This window comes from Corynebacterium hansenii (genome assembly GCF_030408795.1).
GTDB lineage: Bacteria > Actinomycetota > Actinomycetes > Mycobacteriales > Mycobacteriaceae > Corynebacterium > Corynebacterium hansenii.
The window spans coordinates 470,544-489,306 of record NZ_CP047211.1; the positions used below are offsets into that span (position 1 = coordinate 470,544).

An 18,763-nucleotide genomic window follows, 5' to 3' on the forward strand; every position below is an offset into this window, starting at 1 on the left:
GGGGCCGGGTCGCGGATCGCTTTACGACGGTCCGTGTCCCGGCCCTTCGCCGTTTCGCGTCGTATGCGCCGTTTACGCCGTGCCGCCGGTGACGGTGGCGTCGGTGGCGGCGGCCGGGCCGGTTCCTGCGCCGCCGGTGCCCGTGCCGGCTGAATCCGAGCCGCCCGAGCCCGAGGCCGGTCCGGTGAGCGAGGTGGAGATGTCCCGGTCCTTGGTCGAGACGATCCGCGACTTCGGCGCCGAGCCGGTTTCCGGGAACGCCTGGGCCAGGGCGTCGGCGAACCGGGCGGAGCGTTCGGCGTTGCCGGTGGCGTTGTAGTGCACCAGGTCGCCTTCGAGGAACCACTCCGGCCGGGCGTCGGCGGCCCAGTCGTAGATGTGCAGGTTCGGGTTCTTCTTCTGCGCCTCGCGCAGGGCCCGGTTGAACGGGTCCATGTTGGCGACGTCCCACGGCCCGAAGTCGCGGCCGGTGGCGGCGGTCGCCCAGAGGATCCGCTCGCCTTCGAGCTGGTCGAGCATCGCCCGGATGCGGTCGGGGTGGGGGTAGCCGTGGCCGACGGCCTCGTTGGCGGCGTCGTTGACGCCGGTGGCGATGACCCAGCAGGTGCCCTCGGGCATGCCCTGCGCCCGCAACTCCGCCACGGAGGCCACGGCGCTGGGATACTCCTGCCACCCTTCGGCGGTCGCCCGGGCGCCGAAGACGGAGGTGATCACGTCCTCCGCGCCCACTTCGAGGTAGCGCAGCACGGCGTTGTCGGCGGGGTCGGGCAGCTGGGCCTCGGAGAACATGCCGATCGACGTCGAATCGCCCACGTGGACCACCGTCGTGCACGAGGTGGCGGCGGGGCCCCGCGCGCCCTTGTCCGCCTCCATCGCGGCGACGGAGTCGGCGTCTACGAGGGGGCGTTCGTCCACGGCCATGGACTGGTCGATCGAGGGCGAAGCGGGCGCGCCGGTCAGCGAGTGCGGCAGTCCCATCACGGCCACCGCCGCCAGCGTCACCGTGGCGCCGGCGAGGACGGGGCGGGGGAAGCCGGGCCCGGCCACCAGGTCGCGGCGGGCGCGGCGGTGGGCGGCCAGCCACGCCTTGACCGGCTCGACCACGCCGTTGCGGCGGATGGGGTCCTCCACCAGCGACCACGACACCGCGGCGAGGAAGAACGACAGCGCAATGATGATCGCCCCGCGCCACAGCTCGCCGCCCCCGGCGTCGGCCGGCAGGAACACCGTCACGGGCAGGTGCCACAGGTAGATGCCGTACGAGCGCTCGCCGACCCACCGCATCGGCGCGGTGGCCAAAATGCGTCCCACGAGCGTGCGTCCGTGGAGGATGCCGTGGATGACGGCCATCGTCGCCAAGCTGAGCACCGCCAGCCCGCCGCCGAAGAGGAAGGGGGAGTGGTCGGGCAGGGTCGCGATGAGCGCGATGATGACGGCGACGCCCGCCAGCGAGGCGACTTCGGCGGTGAACCTGCCGGGCATCGCGCGGCCCGTGCGGCGGACCAGGAAGATCGCCAGCGCCGCGCCGAGGAGCAGGCCGCCCGCGCGGGTGTCGGTGCCCTCGTAGATGCGGGTCGCGTCGACGGCGGCGTCGGCCAGGTGGCGCATCCACGCGAAGCTCGCGGCGGACAGGGCGACGGCGGCGCCGCCGATGATCCACCGCGCCTTCCGGTGCCTACCGAACAGCGCGAAGAGCAGGGCGAGCACCAGCGGCCAGGCGAGGTAGAACTGCTCCTCGATGGACAGCGACCACATGTGGTCCAACGGGCCCGGGCCGGCGAATTGGTCGAAGTAGGACTGCTCCTGCGCGATGACCCACCAGTTGTTCACGTAGAGCAGGGCGCTGAGCGCTTCGCCGGTCCGCTCGCCGACCAGCTCCGGCGTGCTCAGGGCCGTGACCAGCATGACCGCGATGACGGTGACCACCACCGCGGGCACCAGTCTGCGGAAGCGCCGCAGCCAGAAGGTGAGCAGTCCGAAGGAATCCCGGCGGTACTTCGACTTCAGCAGGTTGGCGGTGATCAGGTAGCCGGACAACGTGAAGAACACCGCCACTCCCAGCAGCCCGCCCGGCGCCCACGAGGCCCCGAGGTGGTAGAAGATGACCGCCATCACGGCGATGGTCCGCAGCCCGTCGAGCGCCGGGATGTACGTGGTGCGGGAATCTACGGGTTTGGGCATGGCGGAGCTTTCGGGGGTATTCGGGGCTGGCTGCGAGGGGGCACGGGGCGTGCCGGGGTGAGGGCGGGCGTCCATGCGGAGTCGCGCCCGGGCGAGGCCGGACGCGCACATGGAGTCGCGCCGGGATAATAGTGTTCTCCTCGGCCTATCGGGGCCAGCCGCCAGTTACGGGGTGTTTGCTCCGCCGCCGTCTCCCGGGCGTCAATTGCCCGCCGGGAGAGGGGTTTTGGCTGCAAAACACCGCCATTTCCCCAAAAGTAGAATCTGAGGAGCTTGTGAGAATGGGCTCTTTTTACCCCGAGAACGGGGGTGTCCTTCGCTCGCGGGCACGGTCGAGGACGCGGTCGAGGGCGCGGGGGCCCGGCCACTGCACTCTCCCCGGCCGCCGAGACGTCCTCTGCTAACCCACCCCGAATCGGCCAACCCACCTGTTACAGCGGGTGGGTTTGCGCATTCGGGGTGGGTTAACGAAGGGGAGGCTGCGCGGGGTGGGTTTGCGCATTCGGGGTGGGTTAACGTTCGGGACCGCTCCGCCGGGTGGGGTCAACGCGCGGGGGGCTCCACTGGGCGGGCGCGGGGTGGGTTTGCGAGCGGTGTCGGGTTGGCGCGTGTTCGCGGGAGCACCCCGTCACCCGCACCTCAGCACTCGGAGAGCACGCCGTCCTTGCCCTCGGCCCATTGCTTCAGCGCATCGCGGACCGCACCGGCGTAGGCGCCGGCACCCGAAGGAGTCGGGTGGATGTAGTCGTCGCGAAGCAGCGTCGGGTCCGCCGTGGCCGCCTGGCACCATCCGGCGCCGTAGACGTTGTCGTGCTCGCGCGCGAACTTTATGATCTGCTCCTTGGCCTCCGGCATGTACCAGCGGTCGCCGTAGGGCATGACCACGATGATCACGCGGTCCTCGCCGAGCTGGTCGACGATCTGCTCGAACTCGCCCTCGCGGGCCGCGCCGTTGGTGCCGAAGCCCAGGACCACGAACTGGTCGAGCGTGCCGGCGGCCTCCATGTTCGCGATGATCTCCGGCAGCGACCCGTAGTGGCGCGACACCGCGCCGTCGACGTAGATGCCGGGGAACTCGGCGTCCATCGCCTCGGAGCTGGCCAGCAGCACGGAATCGCCCAGGGCGGTGATGCGGTCGCCGGTGGGCATGGTCCGGTCGGGTTGCGCCGGGGCGGCGGCTTGGGCGGCTTCGCGGCTCTGGGCCAGGGACTCGAGGTCCTTTTCCAGCGAATCGCCCGGCCGCGCGCCGCCGGTGACGCCGGCGGGCAGACCCATCATCGCCACCGCCGCGAGCACCACCGTCGCACCGGCGAAGACGGTGCGGGGGATGCCCGGCCCGGGGACGCGGTCGCGGCGGGCGCGGCGGCGGGCGGCCCGCCACGCGCGCAGCGGCTCGACGACGCCGTTGCGTCGGATCGGATCCTCCACCAGCGCCCACGACATCGCCGCCAGCAGGAACGACAGCGCGATGACGGCCGCGCCGCGCGCCAGCGGCATGTCGTCGAGTTCCCTGGGCAGGTACACGGTCACCGGCAGGTGCCACAGGTAAATGCCGTAGGACCGTTCGCCGATCCACCGCATCGGCGCGACCGCCAGAACCCGCGACACCACCGTGCGCTGATCCAGGATGGAAAGGATGGCGGCCATCGTCGCCAAGCTGAGCACCGCCAGCCCGCCGCCGAAGAGGAACGGCGAGTCGTCGGGCATGACGGCGACGAGCACGACGATGACGGCGATGCCAGCCAGCCCCGCGGCCTCGCGGAACAGGCGCTTCGGCACGGCCCGCCCGCTGCGGCGCACCAGCAGGATCGCCAGCAGCGCGCCGATCAGCAGGCCGCCTGCGCGGGTGTCGGTGCCCTCGTAGACGCGGGTCGAGTCGGCGCCGGCGGAGGCCAGGTGCGCCATCCACGCGAAGCTCGCGGCGGCCAGCGCCAGCGTCGCGCCGCCGATGAGCCACCGCGCCTTCCGCCGCCGCCCGAACAGCGCGAACAGCAGGGCGAGCACCAGCGGCCACACCAGGTAGAACTGCTCCTCGATGGACAGCGACCACATGTGGTCCAAAGGCCCGGTCGACTCGAACTGGTCGAAGTAGGACTGCCCCTGCGCGATGACCCACCAGTTGTTCACGTAGAGCAGCGAGCTGATCGATTCGCCGACCCGCTCGCCGAGCTCCCCGGGCGTCGACAGCGCGGTGACCAGGAACACGGCGGCGACGGTGGCCACGACGGCGGGTACGAGCCTGCGGAATCTGCGCAGCCAGAAGGTGCTCAGCCGGAAGGAATCGTGGCGGTGCTTGGCCCGCAGCAGGTTCGCGGTGATCAGGTACCCGGACAGGGTGAAGAACACCGCGACGCCCAGCAGCCCGCCCGGCGCCCACGGCGCCCCGAGATGGTAGAACAGCACGGCCATCACGGCGATGGTCCGCAGGCCATCGAGCGCCGGGATGTACGTGGTGCGGGAATCTGCGGGCTTCGGCATTCGGGCGGGGCTTTCGTCGGGGTCGGGGCTGTCGGTGGCGACGGCGCGGGGCCGGCACACGAAGGCAACATAGCCGCCGACCCCGGTGCCGTGGTGCCGGGCTCCGCGGATCGCCCGACTATGAGGGTGCCTACCCGACCAGATCCCGCTTTCCGACGGCCACCGCCCCGAGCATCATGCCCAGCATCCCGATTGCGGCGAGCACCAGCGAGCCGGTCCAATCGACCGTGCCGTCGGCGGCGTGCGGGGCGTGGGCGAAGAGGGAGGCGTCCAGGAGCCAGTCGGGGAAGGAGAAGATCCCGCCGAAGAAGGAGGCCACGCCGGACCAGGCGACGGGCAGCCACGCCAGCCAGGCGACCTTCGGCAGCGTCGCGGCGAAGAAGATGGCGATGCCGGCGGCGGCGAACGCGGCCGGCCATTGCCCGGCGATGGACCACAGGGCACCGGAGCCGACGCCGGGGGAACCCGACGACGCTTCGGCCGCGGCGGCGCCGAGCGGGGCGGCGACGGCCAGGATCGCGGTCACGGCGGTCATCGCCACGGCCCAGGCCACCAGGTGGGGCGTCCGGCGCCGCACGCCGGCGGCGAGTTCGGGCGCCAACCGCCCGGCGATTTCGTCGCCGCGGACGGACAGCGTGGCCTGCACCGCCGCGCAGACGACGAGCACCCCGAGCAGGACCGCGGTCATTTCCGTGAATGCGTCCTCCATCGTCGCCCCGCCCGTCATCTGGCGGGCGAGGTCGGCGGTGCCCGGCGACGATTCCAGCAGCGACGTCATTTCGCCCGTCATGGACATGAAGAAGACGGTGAGCAGGATGATCGCGGTGGCCCAGCCCAGCAGGGCGGGCCGTTCCAGGCGCGCCCGCAGCCTCCATGGGCCGAGGCCGCGCCATTCGGCGTCGCGCCGCGCCCCGCGGCCGGCGGACCGCACGGGCCATGTCGCGCCGAGGTCGCGCCGGGCGGCGACGGCGATGGCGAGCCAGGCCAGGGCGAGCACCGCCGCGGCCATGGGGAGCAGCGCCCACGCACGGTCCCCGCTGTACGGCGCCACCACGTCGCGCCAGCCCAGGGGCGACGCCGGGCGCAGCCAGTCGAGTTCGCGGACGTCGGCGAAGGCGCGCACGGCGTACGCGACGCCCAGGAAGGCCAGGCCCAGGCCGCGGGCGCCGCGGGCGGTGGCGGCGACGTTCCCGGCGAGCAGCCCCACCGCACCGGCCGCCGACGTCGATGCGGCGACCACGGCACCGGTGAGCACGCAGCCGACGGCGGACATGCCCTCGATGGAGATCGAGCACGCCAGCAGCGCGAGCGCCGAACCGGCGCCCAGGGCGGCGCAGGCGCCGAAGACGACGATGGCGGCGGACAGGGCGTGGGTGCGCGTCGTCAAGCCGGAGGATCGCAGGACTTCCGCGATGCCGTCGTCCTCGGCGGCCCGCGTCAGGCGGACGGCCAGCAGGATCGCCATGACGGAGCCGAGGATGGACGCCCACATGCCCACCTCCCACTGGGCGAAGGCGCCGAAGGTGAACGGTTCGGGGACGATCCCGTACATCGCGCGCAGGGCGAGGTTGACGCGCATCGGCCCGGCCAGGAGCTCGAGTTCGCCCGGGTTGGGGTAGGTCGCGCGGTAGGCGGGCGGGGTGAGCGCCATGAGCGCGATCAGCGGTGCGAGCCACGCGATGAGGAAGCCGCGGCGGGTGCGCAGGTGCAGGCGCAGCAGGGTGGTCATCGCGCGTCACCGGCTTCGCGGGAACGGCGGGCGGCGCGGGCATGGCGGGTTCCGTGGGCAGCGCGGGTTTCGCTTGACGACGGCCCGGCGGGCGCATCGTCGGCCCCGCTGCCCGGCGCCGAGGTGCCGGAATAGTGGTCGAGGAAGATGTCCTCCAGGCCGGCGTCGGTGCAGGAGATGTCGGCCGCGCCGCGGGCCAGCAGGTCCGACAGCGCGGCGGGGACGTCGTCGCGGGGGAGCAGGCGGTCGACGCGCGAACCGTCGGGCAGCGTCGCCTGGAGCCGGGATCCGCGCAGGTGGGTGAGGTCCTTCAGCGAACCGGATTCGACCAGGCGGCCATCGCGGATGATGGTGATGTCGTCGGCCAGGTCCTGGACCTCCGACAGGATGTGGCTGGACAGCAGCACCGACGCGCCCTCCGCGACGCGCTCGCGCACGCAGGCCGCGAACTCGCGTTCCATCAGGGGGTCGAGGCCCGACGTCGGCTCGTCGAGGACCAGCACGTCGACGTCGGCGGCCAGCCCCGCGACGAGCATGACCTTCTGCCGGTTGCCCTTGGAGTAGTCGCGGATCCTCTTCGACGTGTCCAGCCGGAAACGCTCGATGAGCTCGGCGCGCCGGGCGGGGTCGTCGCCTGCCGATCCCCGGGATGTGCCCGCGCCGCCGGCCCGGAGTTTGGCCATCGTGGCCAGCGCCTCCCCGCCGGTCAGCTGCGGCCACAGGGCGACGTCGCCGGGCACGTAGGCCACCCTGGCGGTGGCCGACGCCGGATCGCGCACCGGATCGTGGCCCAGGACGCCGATCGTCCCGGCGTCGGGGCGCAGCATGCCCAGGATGGCGCGGATGGTCGTGGACTTGCCGGCGCCGTTGGGCCCCAGGAAGCCGTGGACGGTGCCGCGGCGCACCGTGAGGTCCAGGTCGTCGACGGCGGTGACCGACCCGAAGCGCTTGGTCAGGCCCCGCACGGTGATGGCGGGGGCGGGGGCGTCGTGAAGCGAAGCGGTCATTTTCTGCGGTCCTTTATCGGGTGGCCGATGAATCGGGGCGGGAGGAATCGGAGGGGTCGGAATCGGGGCCGGCCGGTGTGGCGCGGGCGGCCGCGAAACGTTTGGGGAGCTCCTCGAACGCCATGTCGACGTACATCCGCTGCGAAGGGGCGGGGAACGCCGCGACCACGAGCGCATGGGCGAAACGGTCGATGGCGAAGACCTCGAGCGCCATGGTCAGCGCCCGCGGGAGCGGGCCGAAGGTCTCGATCAGTGCGAACCCCTCCTCGACGAGCGCGGCGCATTCCTCCCGGGTTATCGGGCCTTCCGTCAGCCGGGCGAACTTCGAGAAATGATCGGCGATGTCGGACGGGTCGACGTGGTTGAACGGGCCGTCCACGTCGTCGCCGAGCAGACCGATGCGCACCGCGATTTCCGTCAGCCGGCGCTTTCTGCGCAGCAGCGTCAGCGCCCGGGCGTCGCCGCGCTCGATGATCGCCGCCTCTATGCGCGTGAACGTGGCATTCAGCGTCGGAGGCAGCGATGTCCACGCCCCCGAGCCATCGGCGGCGGTGCCCGCCCGCCGCAGTTCTTCCAGCCGCGCCCGGTGTTCCTCGAGCTCGGCGATGCGCTCGTCGATGGAGGCGATCGCGGCGTCGAGGCCGTCGGCGTCGGGCACGGGGGCGTCGCCGTCGAGGTGGGCGGGCATGTCGGACAGTGCGATGCCGGCGTCTGCGAGCGCTCGAATGCGCAGCAGGCGGGCGGCGTCGTCGACGCCGTAGTCCCGCCACGCGCCGACCCTCGGCGGCACGGGCATCAACCCGATCGCGTGGTAATGCCGGATGGTGCGCACGGAAACCCCGGCGACTCCGGCGAGCTCTGAAACCCTCATGGGGCGATCATCCACTGTTACGTTGCGTCGCAGTCAAGGGCGGTTTTCGCGGGGTTGGGTCGGGCGTCGCGGACGCGTCGCCGTGGCGGCCGGGATGTTTACGGATGCCCGTTCCGCGCATCGTTTCCGCGCGGCCGGGGCACGTTCGCGCGGCCCGACGTAGCCTCGGGTCATGGAAGCCGTTTTCACCGTCGACCAGATCCGCCGCGCCGAACAGCCCCTGCTGGGGGCGCAGGATGAACCAGATGAATTGATGCGGCACGCGGCCAAGGCCGTCGCCGACGCGGCGAAGGTGATGCTCGCCGCCCCGAAACCGTATTTCCTGGGTCGCCACGCCACGCGGGTGCTGCTGCTGGTCGGTTCCGGGGGCAATGGCGGTGACGCGCTGTACGCGGGGTCGCTGCTGGCCGCCGAGGGCGTCGGCGTCGACGCCGTGTTGCTTGGCGACGCTCCGAACGAGCGGGCGCTGGCCACGTTCCGCCGCCGCGGCGGGGTGGTCCTCGTCGACGGGTTGCCGGATTTCCCGGCGGGCCTGCGCGGCGACGGCAACCCGGAGCCTCTTGATCCCGCGCACCCGGAGTCGGTGCGGCCGTGGGGCCATTCCCTGGTCATCGATGGCATCGCCGGGTTGGGCGGGTCGGGGCCGCTGCGGGAGAAGGCCGCGCGGATCGTGCGGGTGGCCGCGAAGAACCACGCCCGTTTCCTGGCCATCGACGTGCCTTCGGGCATTTCGGCGGACACGGGTCTGGTGGAGCCGGGGGCGTCGATCGCCGATCCGGAGTGGGAGCCGGGCGACCCGGATGAGCCGTCGCCAAGCGTCATCGAGTTGCCGGGCCACGTCACGGCGGACGTCACCGTGACCTTCGGTGGCCTGCGCTTCGCCCATGCGCTGTCGGACCAGTGCGGCGAGGTCGTCGTCGCGGACATCGCGCTCGACGGAGACAGCCCCGAGCTGTACCTGCGGCCGAAGGAGAAGTGGCCCGCCGGTGCGGAGGCCGGCCGCAGCCTGCATGGCCAGCTGCACCGCAACCTGGCGCGCGATGCGGCGGAGGGGGCGACCCCGACGTGGACGTATTACAGGTCTTTGGCGGTGCCGCCGCGCAATGCGTTCACGTGGCCGACGGTGTACGACGGCGATCCGGGCGACGTCTGGACGTCCGTCGGCGACCATCCGCGCCCGCCCCGCCCGGGTTTCCCGCGGGATCTGGAGCCCGCCGCGGACGACGACAAGTATTCCGGCGGCGTCGTCGGCATCTGCGCCGGTGGCGAGCGGTACCCGGGCGCGGGCGTGCTGGCCACGACGGCCGCGGTGCGCGCGACGTCGGCGATGGTCCGCTACGTCGGGTCGGGGTCGGCGGAGGTGGTGCGCGCGCTGCCGGAGGTGGTCGCGCATCCCTCGCTTGACGACGCCGCCCGGGTCGACGCGTGGGTGGTCGGTTCGGGACGGGGGACCGATGATGCGGCGGCCGCGGAGCTGTCGGAGTTGCTGGGCCGCGATGAGCCGCTGCTCGTCGACGCGGACGCGATCACTCTTCTGGCGCAGCGCCCGGAGCTGCGGGACAGGCTCGTCGCCCGCGAAGCGGAGACGTTGCTGACCCCGCATGCGGGGGAGTTCCGCCGCCTTGCCGATGCGCTCGACCAGGAGATCCCCGACCCCGTCGGCCACCCGATCGACGCCGCTAAGGCACTGGCCATGGCGTTGCGTTGCGCGGTGCTGCTCAAGGGGCGGCGGACGATCGTCGCCATGCCGTCGGGCGGCGGCCATCACGCGGGCACGGTGCGGATCATCGACGCGGGCACGTCGTGGGCGGCGACGCCCGGCAGCGGCGACGTGCTGTCGGGGCTGATCGGGGCGTGGCTGGCGAAGGATGGCATGGCCGGCGTCGCCCCCGCCGTCACCGTCCACGCCCGCGCGGCGGAAATCGCGGCGCGCACGCCCGCCGGGTACGCCCCGACCTCGGCGTCGCTCATCGCCGAGGCGATCCGCGAAGCGACTGCGGCACTCGCCGCCGAAACGGAGTGGCCCTCGGTGGCAGAATGACCGCCATGGACGCCGCACACGGAGACACCTCACCGGAACACCGGGACCCGGAAACCGCCGATCCCACGTTCCCCGGCCTGCTCGCGCAGACCGTCGACCTGGCCGCGGTGCGGCACAACGTGGACACCATCAAGACCATCTCCGGCGCGCAGCGCCTCATGGCCGTGGTCAAGGCGGACGGCTACTCCCAGGGGGCGACCGACGTCGCCCGCGCCGCGCTGGACGGCGGTGCCGACCAGCTGGGCGTGGCCACCCTCCAGGAATCGCTGGACCTGCGCGAATCCCTGGAACTGCGCGGCACGTCCGCGACGATCCTGGCCTGGCTGTGGCACCCCGACGAGGCCCTCGAGCTGGAGGCGGCCGTCGCCTCCGGCATCCACCTGGGCATCCCCTCGGAGGACCACCTCGCCGCGGTCATCGCCGCCGGGCGCCGCGCGGGTGTCCGCCCGCGGGTCACCGCGATGGCCGACACCGGCCTCAACCGCTCCGGCATCTCCGTCGTCGACGGCACCTTCGGGCGCCTCTCCCCCGAGTTCGGCGAAGCCCACGCACGCGGCGACATCGACTGCACCGGAGTGTTCTCGCACCTCGCCTGCGCCGACGAACCCGAAAATCCCGCAAATGACATGCAGGCCGCCAGATTCCGCGAGGCGGCCGAACTGCTGGCGCGGGCGGGCGTCGCAAAGCAACTCAACCACCTGTCCAACTCGCCCGGTGCCCTGTCGCGGCCCGACCTGTCCTTCGACATGGTCCGGCCGGGCCTGTCCATCTACGGCCTCGAACCCATCGCCGACCGCACCCACGGGCTGCGACCCGTCATGCGCTGGGAAGCGCGGATCCCCGTGATCAAACACGTCCCCGCCGGCGAAGCCGTCAGCTACGGGCGCACCTGGACCACCGACCGCGACACCCGCACCGCCGTCATCCCCTGCGGCTACGCCGACGGCATGCCGCGATCGGCGTCCGGGAAATTCGAGGTCAGCATCAACGGCGTCCGCTACCCGCAGGTCGGGCGCGTGTGCATGGACCAATTCGTCGTCGACCTCGGCCCCGACGCCCCGGTGCGCCCCGGCGACGTCGCGGTCATCGTCGGCACCCGCGACGGCGAGCCCACCGCCGACGAACTCGCCGCAGCCGCGGGCACCATCAACTACGAAATTCTGACGGCGCCGCGCGGCCGCACGCGCAGGCGGCACGTGGGGGCCGTTGGCTAAGGTTGGCATATGGCTGGAAATGGCGGCGATCGCTCGAGCCGGGGCCTGGGCGGCATACCCGGGTGGGGGATCGTCGCGGGCGCCGGCGCGCTGGCCACCGCCGCCGGAGCCGGCCTCATCGGCTGGCGCGAACACTGGCTCGCCCGCAACGCCCCGCTGATCCCGCCGGAACTGCTGACCCTCGGCGACGCCACCTGGTCCGGCACCGTGACATCCGCCGACGGCATCGACCTGCGCGTCGTCGAACGCGGATTCCAGACCGCCCCCGTCACCATCGTGTTCACCCACGGCTACTGCCAGCGCAAGGACTGCTGGTGCCTGCTGTCCCACCGATTCCGCAAAAGCTTCGGCGACGACGCGCGCCTGCTGTTCTGGGACCAGCGCGGCCACGGCGACTCCGGCGACCCCGACGCCGAGGCCTGCACCATCGCCGACACCGCCTCCGACCTGGCGTGCATCATCCGCGAACGCATCCCCGCAGGGCGGATCTTCCTGGTCGGCCACTCCATGGGCGGCATGACCGTCATGTCCTTCGCACGCCGGTACCCGGAACTGATGGAACGGGTGTCGGGCGTGGCGCTGGTGGCGACGGCATCGGCGGGACTGTCCGAAGGCGGGATCCCGCAGATGATGCTCGGCCCCGTCGGGCAGACCCTGACCCGGACCGCGCGTTCGCTGCCGCAACTGGCCAACCAGGTCCGGCAACTGGCCACCATCGGCGAGATGCCGTTCATCCGCGGCGCGTCCTTCGGCGACCAGCGCACCCCGCACGCCATCGTGCAGCTCAACGAGAAGATGATCGACGACACCGACGCGACGACCATCCTCAACTTCTTCGGCGCCCTGCAGCTCCACGACGAATCCGAGGGCCTCGCCGCCCTGGCGGGCTTCCCCGGCGTCGTCATCGCCGGCGACCGCGACCGCATGATCCCCTTCGAGCGGTCGGTGGAGATCATCGAGGACTGGCCCGGTGCGCGACTCGTCCGCGCCCCCGGCGCCGGCCACATGGTCCAGCTGGAGCAGCCGGAGATCGTCGGCGACGCGATCGAAACCCTCGTGCGCGAGAACTGGCCGGTGTAGGGGCGAAGGGGGGCAAGGGGGCGTTGGCGGCCGGCTGCCAGCGTGGCTGCGCCGGTGGCACCGCCCCGCGGCATCCGCGGCCCGCATTACGATGTCCCCATGACTTCCCGCCCCAGCACTTTCCCGGAATCAGGCGAACGTGTCCTGCCGACCGCCGAGGACATGCGGGCCTTCGGCGAAGAACTCGGAGCTGCCCTGGCAGCCGGTGACCTGGTCATCCTCGACGGCCCCCTCGGGGCGGGCAAGACCACCCTGACGCAGGGCATCGCCGCGGGCATGAACGTCCGGGGCCGCGTGACCAGCCCGACGTTCACCATCGCCCGCCACCACCGCAACCCGGGCGGGGGTCCGGACCTGGTCCACGTCGACGCCTACCGCCTGTTCGGCGAGGAAGGGCCGGGCGGGGCCGACTCCGCGACCGGCGGGCTCGACGCCCTCGACGCGCTGGATTCCCTGGACCTGGACACCGACCTGGAGGAATGCGTCGTCGTCGCCGAGTGGGGCGCCGGCCTGGTCGAGCAATTGACGGACTCCCACCTGCTGGTGGGCATCGACCGCTCCGCCGCCGACGACTCCCGGCGGGTCACCTGGCGGCGGGTATCGTGACGGGCATGTTCGTTCTCGCCGTCGACACGTCCACGCAGCAGGTCACCGCCGGTCTCGTCCGCGTCGCGGAGTTGCCCGGGGCGCGGGGCGGCGCGGGGGCGTCGGCAAGCACGCGCCGCACGCCGATCATCGAGGAGCTCGCCGCCTCGGGCCACGTCGACGCACGCGCCCACAACGAGGTGCTCACGCCGCTGATCCGCCGCTGCCTGGATGAGGCGGGGCTCGAGGGCGGTGCGGCCCGGGCGGTCGCCGCGGTCGTCGTCGGCTGCGGGCCGGGGCCCTTCACGGGGCTGCGGGTGGGCATGGCCACCGCGGCCTCTTTCGCGGATGCGTGGGGCGTCCCCGCCCACGGCGCCTGCTCCCTCGACGCGCTGGCGCACCCCGGCGGGGAGCGTTTGCGTGGCGACGTCCTGGCCGTCACCGATGCCCGCCGCCGCGAGGTGTACGCCGCCGCCTACCGCGATGGCCAGCGCGTATGGGGACCGGCGGTGCTGCCCGCGGCCGCCTGCGCCGAGGCGGTGTTCGAGGCGGTCCACGACTTCGAGCCGGCACTGCTCGTCGGCGACGAAGCGAAGTGCGCCGACGTCCGCGCCGGACTTGAGGCTCTTGCGGAGGTCGATGGCGACGCGTCGGCACCGGACATCAGGGCCGCCTATCCGACGCCCGCCGGGCTCATCGCCGCCGCCATCGCGGAGCTCGAGCACGAGCACGACGAGGACGGACCCGATTCCGACGGCGACGGCGAACCGGATCACGTGCCCTTCCGCGCCACCGCCGCGCTGAAGGCCCCGGCCGGGCCTTTGGTGCCGCTGTACCTCCGCCGGCCCGACGCCGTGCCGCCGAAGCCGAAGCCGAAGTCGCCCGCCATCCCGGACGTGCCGTGACCGCCGTGGGGCCCGGGGCGAACCCGGAGGGGGAAAGCCCGGATGAGCAGAATCCGGATGAGCTGCTCGCCGCCGCGACGTTCGGGCGTCTGGCGGCGGGTGCCGCGCCCGGCTGCGCGGCGCTGGAGGCCGTGATCTTCGCCGGCGACGACCCGTGGCCCGAGTCGGCGTTCGCCTCCGAGCTGGCCAACCCGGGCAACCTGTACCTCGGCTGGGTCGTGCCGGGCGGTGGTGCGAGTGGCGGCGGGGGAAGCGGCGCGGGCGACCGGGTGCTGGCCTACGGCGGCATCACGCGGCTGGGGCCGGAGTCGGCGCCCGAGTACGAGATCCACACCATCGCCGTCGACGAGGCCCTGCGCGGCCGCGGCCTGGGCCGGGAGCTGCTGGGGCATCTGCTGGCGGCGGCCGATGCGGCGCCGGGCCCGGTGTTCCTGGAGGTCCGCACGGACAACGAACCGGCGATCTCCATGTATTCGTCGCACGGCTTCGAGACGATGGGCGTGCGCAAGCGCTACTACCGGCAGTCGGGCGCCGACGCGTACACGATGTGCCGCCCGGCGGCGGGCGGGTCGTAGAATCCGGGCATGACCTCCTCCGCGCCCGCCGCCGCCGACAGCAGCACGCACAGCCGCACGATCCTCGCCATCGAGAGTTCCTGTGACGAGACCGGTGCCGCCGTGATGCGGGTGACCTGGTCGGATGATCTGCCCGCCGAGCGCGAGGGTTCCGCCGACCGCCCGCGCATCGAGGTCCTTTCCGACGTCGTGGCTTCCTCGATGGAGCAGCACGCCCGCTTCGGCGGCGTGGTCCCGGAGATCGCCTCGCGCGCGCACCTTGAGGCCCTGCAGCCCGTGGTCGGGGAGGCTTTGCGACGCGCCGGGGACGAGCTCGGCCGCGAACCGTCGGAGGGGCGTTTCATCCCGGATTGCGTCGCCGCCACCGTCGGCCCGGGTCTGGCGGGCGCACTGCTGGTCGGTTCCGCGGGTGCGAAGGCGTACGCGGCGGCGTGGGGGGTGCCGTTCTACGGGGTCAACCATTTGGGCGGCCACGTGGCCATCGGCGCCCTCGTCGGCGCGGACCTGACCAACGCGGTGGCGCTGCTTGTGTCCGGCGGGCACACGCAGTTGCTGCACGTGCGCGGCGCGGGCCGCCCGATGACGGAGCTGGGGTCGACGCTCGACGACGCCGCCGGCGAGGCATACGACAAGGTGTCCCGGCTGTTGGGCCTGGGCTACCCCGGTGGTCCGGTCATCGACCGGTTGGCCAAGCAGGGTGATCCGGCGGCGGTGAAGTTCCCGCGGGGGATGATGCGCCCGCAAGATTCGCGCCACGACTTCTCCTTCTCGGGCCTGAAGACCGCCGTCGCCCGATACGTCGAGGCCGCCGAGCGGGAGGGCCGCGTCATCGACATGGCCGACACCTGCGCCTCGTTCCAGGAAGCGGTGTGTGACGTGCTGACGTTCAAGGCCGTCCGCGCCGCAAAGGACGTCGGCGCCACCACGCTGCTGCTCGGCGGGGGAGTGGCGGCCAATTCGAGGCTGCGCGAGCTCGCGGCGCAGCGGTGCGAGGAGGCCGGGCTGACCCTGCACGTGCCGCCGATGCGGCTGTGCACCGACAACGGGGTCATGATCGGCGCGATCGCAGCCCACCTCATCGCCGCCGGGGCCGAGCCCTCCGGCTACGGCTGCGCCACCGACCCGTCGATGCCGGTGGAAGAGCCGATCGCCGCAGCCGCGACCTGAGCGGGGTAGGTCGCCGCGCGCCGCACTGTGCCGCGCCGCACCGTACCGTGCTGCGACGTGCCGCGACGCGCCGTGCCGCGATGTGCCTGCTTAACCCACCCCGAATGCGCAGACCCACCCGTTATAAAGGGTGGGTCTGCGCATTCGGGGTGGGTTGGCGTGCGTGTGCGCTGCGCCAATCGGAAGGGTGGCAAGTACGGCGTCGTGATGTCCGGTAGCCGTAGGGCACGCGCGCGGATCGACCGGTCCTTCCCGTCGCCGTCCCATGGGCGGCGTTAGCTCCGGAATGCGGCCACTGGCCAGGTGAACGCCGGTATAACCCCAGGACGCAAAACTGAGTGGCTGCGCTTTCGCGCTACCGCGGCCCATGGGCCGGCCGTGACGGGGAGGGAAGGCCGACCGTGACAGGGAGGGCAAGGCGGGCTGCGACGGGGAGGGCAAAACCGGCTGCTACGGGGAGGGCATGTGCCGGCGGCGACGCCTACCGGTGGCCGGCGTTCCTCTCGTCGGGTTCGCGGCCCTCTTCTTTCGCGCGGACGATTTCCTCGTCGTAGCCCTTCTGCTTGCCTATGAAGAGCCGCGCGACGACGGCGAAACCGATGATGAAGACGGCGATGGCGATCATCGCGATGGCCATGACGGTCGAGGACATGTCTGCTCCTTGGCGGGCTGGACGGCCCTGCGGCGGGGGTGCCGCGGACTCCCTCCACGGTATCGGCGCCGACCGGTTCGCGCGGTGAATGGGCCGTGCACGGGCCGTCGCAAAGCCCTGCACCCACTAATGTTGAGTGCTGGCACTCGCGAAGGTAGAGTGCCAACCAGGTTGTTTGACACACAGTTGTTCACCCGCGACGACGGCTGTGCACGGCAGACCAACCGGCACAAGAACATCAACCAGGCGCCCGCGCCCCGCCCGATGCTCCGGGCCGCGCCGGGTGCCCCGCTCATGGAGGAATTCATCGTGGCGAACGTCAACATCAAGCCGCTCGAGGACCGCGTCCTGGTCCAGATCAACGAGGCCGAGACCACCACCGCTTCCGGCCTGGTCATCCCCGACTCCGCGAAGGAGAAGCCGCAGGAGGCCACCGTCATCGCCGTGGGCCCCGGCCGCTGGGCGGACGACGACGAGCGCATTCCGATGGACGTCAAGGAGGGTGACGTCGTCATCTTCTCCAAGTACGGCGGCACCGAGCTGAAGTACCAGGGCGAGGAGTTCCTGCTCCTGTCCCAGCGCGACATCCTCGCGGTCATCGAGAAGTAAGGCGACCCCCATATGGCCAAGCTCATTGCATTCAACGAAGAGGCCCGCGAAGGCCTCAAGCGGGGCGTGGACACGCTGGCCGACGCCGTCAAGGTGACGCTGGGCCCCAAGGGCCGCAACGTGGTGCTGGACAAGGCGTTCGGCGGCCCGCTGGTGACCAACGACGGCGTGACCATCGCCCGCGACATCGACGTCGAGGATCCGTTCGAGAACCTCGGCGCCCAGCTGGTCAAGTCCGTCGCCGTCAAGACCAACGACATCGCCGGCGACGGCACCACCACCGCGACGCTGCTCGCCCAGGCTCTCGTCCACGAGGGTCTGCGCAACGTCGCGGCCGGCGCCAACCCGGTCGCCCTCAACCGCGGCATCGCCGCCGCGGCCGACAAGACCGTCGAGCTGCTGAAGTCCAAGGCCACCGCCGTCACCGACTCCGCGTCCATCGCGCAGGTGGCCACCGTGTCCTCGCGCGACGAGGAGATCGGCGACCTGGTCGCCGGCGCCATGGACAAGGTCGGCAAGGATGGCGTCGTCTCCGTGGAGGAGTCGCAGACCATCGCCACCGAGCTGCTGGTGACCGAGGGCGTGTCCTTCAACAAGGGCTTCCTGTCGCCCTACTTCATCACCGACATCGACGCCCAGCAGGCGATCCTCGAGAACGCGCAGGTCCTGCTCGTCCGCGAGAAGATCTCGTCCCTGCCGGACTTCCTGCCGCTGCTGGAGAAGATCGCGGAGTCGGGCAAGCCGACCCTGATCATGGCGGAGGACATCGAGGGCGAGGCCCTGTCCGCGTTGGTCATCAACGCCATGCGCAAGACCCTGAAGGTCGCGGCCGTCAAGGCCCCGTACTTCGGCGACCGCCGCAAGGAGTTCATGGAGGACCTCGCCGTCGTCACCGGCGGCACCGTGGTCACCGCGGACACCGGCATGCAGCTGAAGGACACCGGCCTGGAGGTGCTGGGCAGCGCCCGCCGCATCACCATCACGAAGGACGAGACCGTCATCGTCGACGGCGCCGGCACCGCCGAGGCCGTCGAGGAGCGCCGCCAGCACCTGCGCAACGAAATCGAGCGCACCGATTCCACCTGGGATCGCGAGAAGCTGGAGGAGCGCCTGGCCAAGCTGTCCGGCGGCGTGGCCGTCATCCGCGTCGGCGCCGCCACCGAGACCGAGGTCAACGAGCGCAAGCTGCGCGTCGAGGACGCCATCAACGCCGCGCGCGCCGCGGTGCAGGAGGGCGTCATCGCCGGCGGCGGTTCGGTGCTGGTGCAGATCTCCCGCGAGCTGGAGTCCTTCGCGGGCGAGTTCGCCGGCGACGAGGCCGTGGGCGTCCGCGCCCTGGCCCGCGCCCTGACCAAGCCCGCGTACTGGATCGGCGTCAACGCCGGCGTCGACGGCGCCGTGGTGGTCCACCACATCGGCGAGCTGCCGAACGGCCAGGGCTACAACGCCGCGACCGGCGAGTACGGCGACCTCATCGCCGCCGGCGTCATCGACCCGGTGAAGGTCACCCACTCCGCGGTGGTCAACGCCGCGTCGGTGGCCCGCATGCTGCTGACCACGGAGGTTTCCGTGGTGGACAAGCCCGAGGAGGAGCAGCAGGGCCACGGTCACGGTCACGCGCACTAGTCGCGGGCCGGGTCCCCTGCTTCACGACGCCTCATCCGACCGC

15 protein-coding genes are annotated in these 18,763 nt (G+C 72.0%); 9 read left to right on the forward strand and 6 right to left on the reverse strand.

Features of this window, described 5'->3' with window-relative positions:
• Nucleotides 1–72 precede the first annotated feature (72 nt).
• The 5 genes from CHAN_RS02145 to CHAN_RS02165 form a co-directional block, all read right to left on the reverse strand.
• Complete coding sequence (locus tag CHAN_RS02145; RefSeq protein WP_290291250.1) at nt 73–2,181, reverse strand: acyltransferase family protein; 2,109 nt, start codon at nt 2,179–2,181, stop codon at nt 73–75.
• A gap of 639 nt (nt 2,182–2,820) precedes the next feature.
• Entirely contained in the window at nt 2,821–4,719 is a 1,899-nt protein-coding gene (locus CHAN_RS02150) for an acyltransferase family protein (RefSeq protein WP_290291252.1), read from the reverse strand.
• Between the two features lie 70 nt (nt 4,720–4,789).
• Complete coding sequence (locus tag CHAN_RS02155) at nt 4,790–6,388, reverse strand: efflux permease Rv1217c-related protein (protein WP_290291254.1); 1,599 nt, start codon at nt 6,386–6,388, stop codon at nt 4,790–4,792.
• Nucleotides 6,385–7,395, reverse strand: coding sequence for an ABC transporter ATP-binding protein (locus tag CHAN_RS02160; protein WP_290291256.1), 1,011 nt, complete (start codon nt 7,393–7,395; stop codon nt 6,385–6,387). The genes CHAN_RS02155 and CHAN_RS02160 overlap by 4 nt, the downstream gene beginning before the upstream one ends.
• A gap of 13 nt (nt 7,396–7,408) precedes the next feature.
• The gene (locus tag CHAN_RS02165) at nt 7,409–8,266 is read right to left on the reverse strand and encodes a MerR family transcriptional regulator (RefSeq protein WP_290291258.1); all 858 of its coding nucleotides are present in this window, start codon (nt 8,264–8,266) and stop codon (nt 7,409–7,411) included.
• A gap of 172 nt (nt 8,267–8,438) precedes the next feature.
• On the opposite strand from CHAN_RS02165, the gene CHAN_RS02170 reads away from it, so the two are divergent.
• From CHAN_RS02170 to tsaD, 7 genes are all read left to right on the forward strand, one after another.
• Complete coding sequence (locus CHAN_RS02170; protein ID WP_290291260.1) at nt 8,439–10,307, forward strand: bifunctional ADP-dependent NAD(P)H-hydrate dehydratase/NAD(P)H-hydrate epimerase; 1,869 nt, start codon at nt 8,439–8,441, stop codon at nt 10,305–10,307.
• Nucleotides 10,308–10,312: 5 nt separating this feature from the next.
• Nucleotides 10,313–11,521: an alanine racemase gene (gene alr / locus CHAN_RS02175; protein WP_290291262.1), complete on the forward strand. Its 1,209-nt coding sequence runs from the start codon at nt 10,313–10,315 to the stop codon at nt 11,519–11,521.
• A 9-nt stretch (nt 11,522–11,530) separates the two neighbouring features.
• Complete coding sequence (locus tag CHAN_RS02180) at nt 11,531–12,601, forward strand: alpha/beta fold hydrolase (protein ID WP_290291264.1); 1,071 nt, start codon at nt 11,531–11,533, stop codon at nt 12,599–12,601.
• Nucleotides 12,602–12,700: 99 nt separating this feature from the next.
• Nucleotides 12,701–13,207 carry a tRNA (adenosine(37)-N6)-threonylcarbamoyltransferase complex ATPase subunit type 1 TsaE gene (gene tsaE, locus CHAN_RS02185; RefSeq protein WP_290291265.1) on the forward strand — a complete coding sequence of 169 codons (507 nt, stop codon included), beginning with the start codon at nt 12,701–12,703 and terminating at the stop codon, nt 13,205–13,207.
• 5 nt (nt 13,208–13,212) lie between these two features.
• Entirely contained in the window at nt 13,213–14,091 is an 879-nt protein-coding gene (gene tsaB / locus CHAN_RS02190; RefSeq protein WP_290291267.1) for a tRNA (adenosine(37)-N6)-threonylcarbamoyltransferase complex dimerization subunit type 1 TsaB, read from the forward strand.
• 89 nt (nt 14,092–14,180) lie between these two features.
• The gene (rimI, locus tag CHAN_RS02195) at nt 14,181–14,666 is read left to right on the forward strand and encodes a ribosomal protein S18-alanine N-acetyltransferase (protein WP_290293266.1); all 486 of its coding nucleotides are present in this window, start codon (nt 14,181–14,183) and stop codon (nt 14,664–14,666) included.
• 9 nt (nt 14,667–14,675) lie between these two features.
• On the forward strand, nt 14,676–15,833 hold the full coding sequence (gene tsaD, locus CHAN_RS02200) for a tRNA (adenosine(37)-N6)-threonylcarbamoyltransferase complex transferase subunit TsaD (protein ID WP_290291269.1): 1,158 nt from the start codon (nt 14,676–14,678) through the stop codon (nt 15,831–15,833).
• 481 nt (nt 15,834–16,314) lie between these two features.
• On the opposite strand, the gene CHAN_RS02205 is transcribed toward tsaD, so the two are convergent.
• Complete coding sequence (locus CHAN_RS02205; protein WP_290291271.1) at nt 16,315–16,485, reverse strand: hypothetical protein; 171 nt, start codon at nt 16,483–16,485, stop codon at nt 16,315–16,317.
• Between the two features lie 309 nt (nt 16,486–16,794).
• Here CHAN_RS02205 and groES point away from each other — a divergent pair, with 309 nt between their 5' ends.
• Nucleotides 16,795–17,094, forward strand: coding sequence for a co-chaperone GroES (gene groES / locus CHAN_RS02210; protein ID WP_048740285.1), 300 nt, complete (start codon nt 16,795–16,797; stop codon nt 17,092–17,094).
• Nucleotides 17,095–17,106: 12 nt separating this feature from the next.
• Entirely contained in the window at nt 17,107–18,720 is a 1,614-nt protein-coding gene (groL, locus tag CHAN_RS02215; protein ID WP_290291273.1) for a chaperonin GroEL, read from the forward strand.
• Nucleotides 18,721–18,763 lie beyond the last annotated feature (43 nt).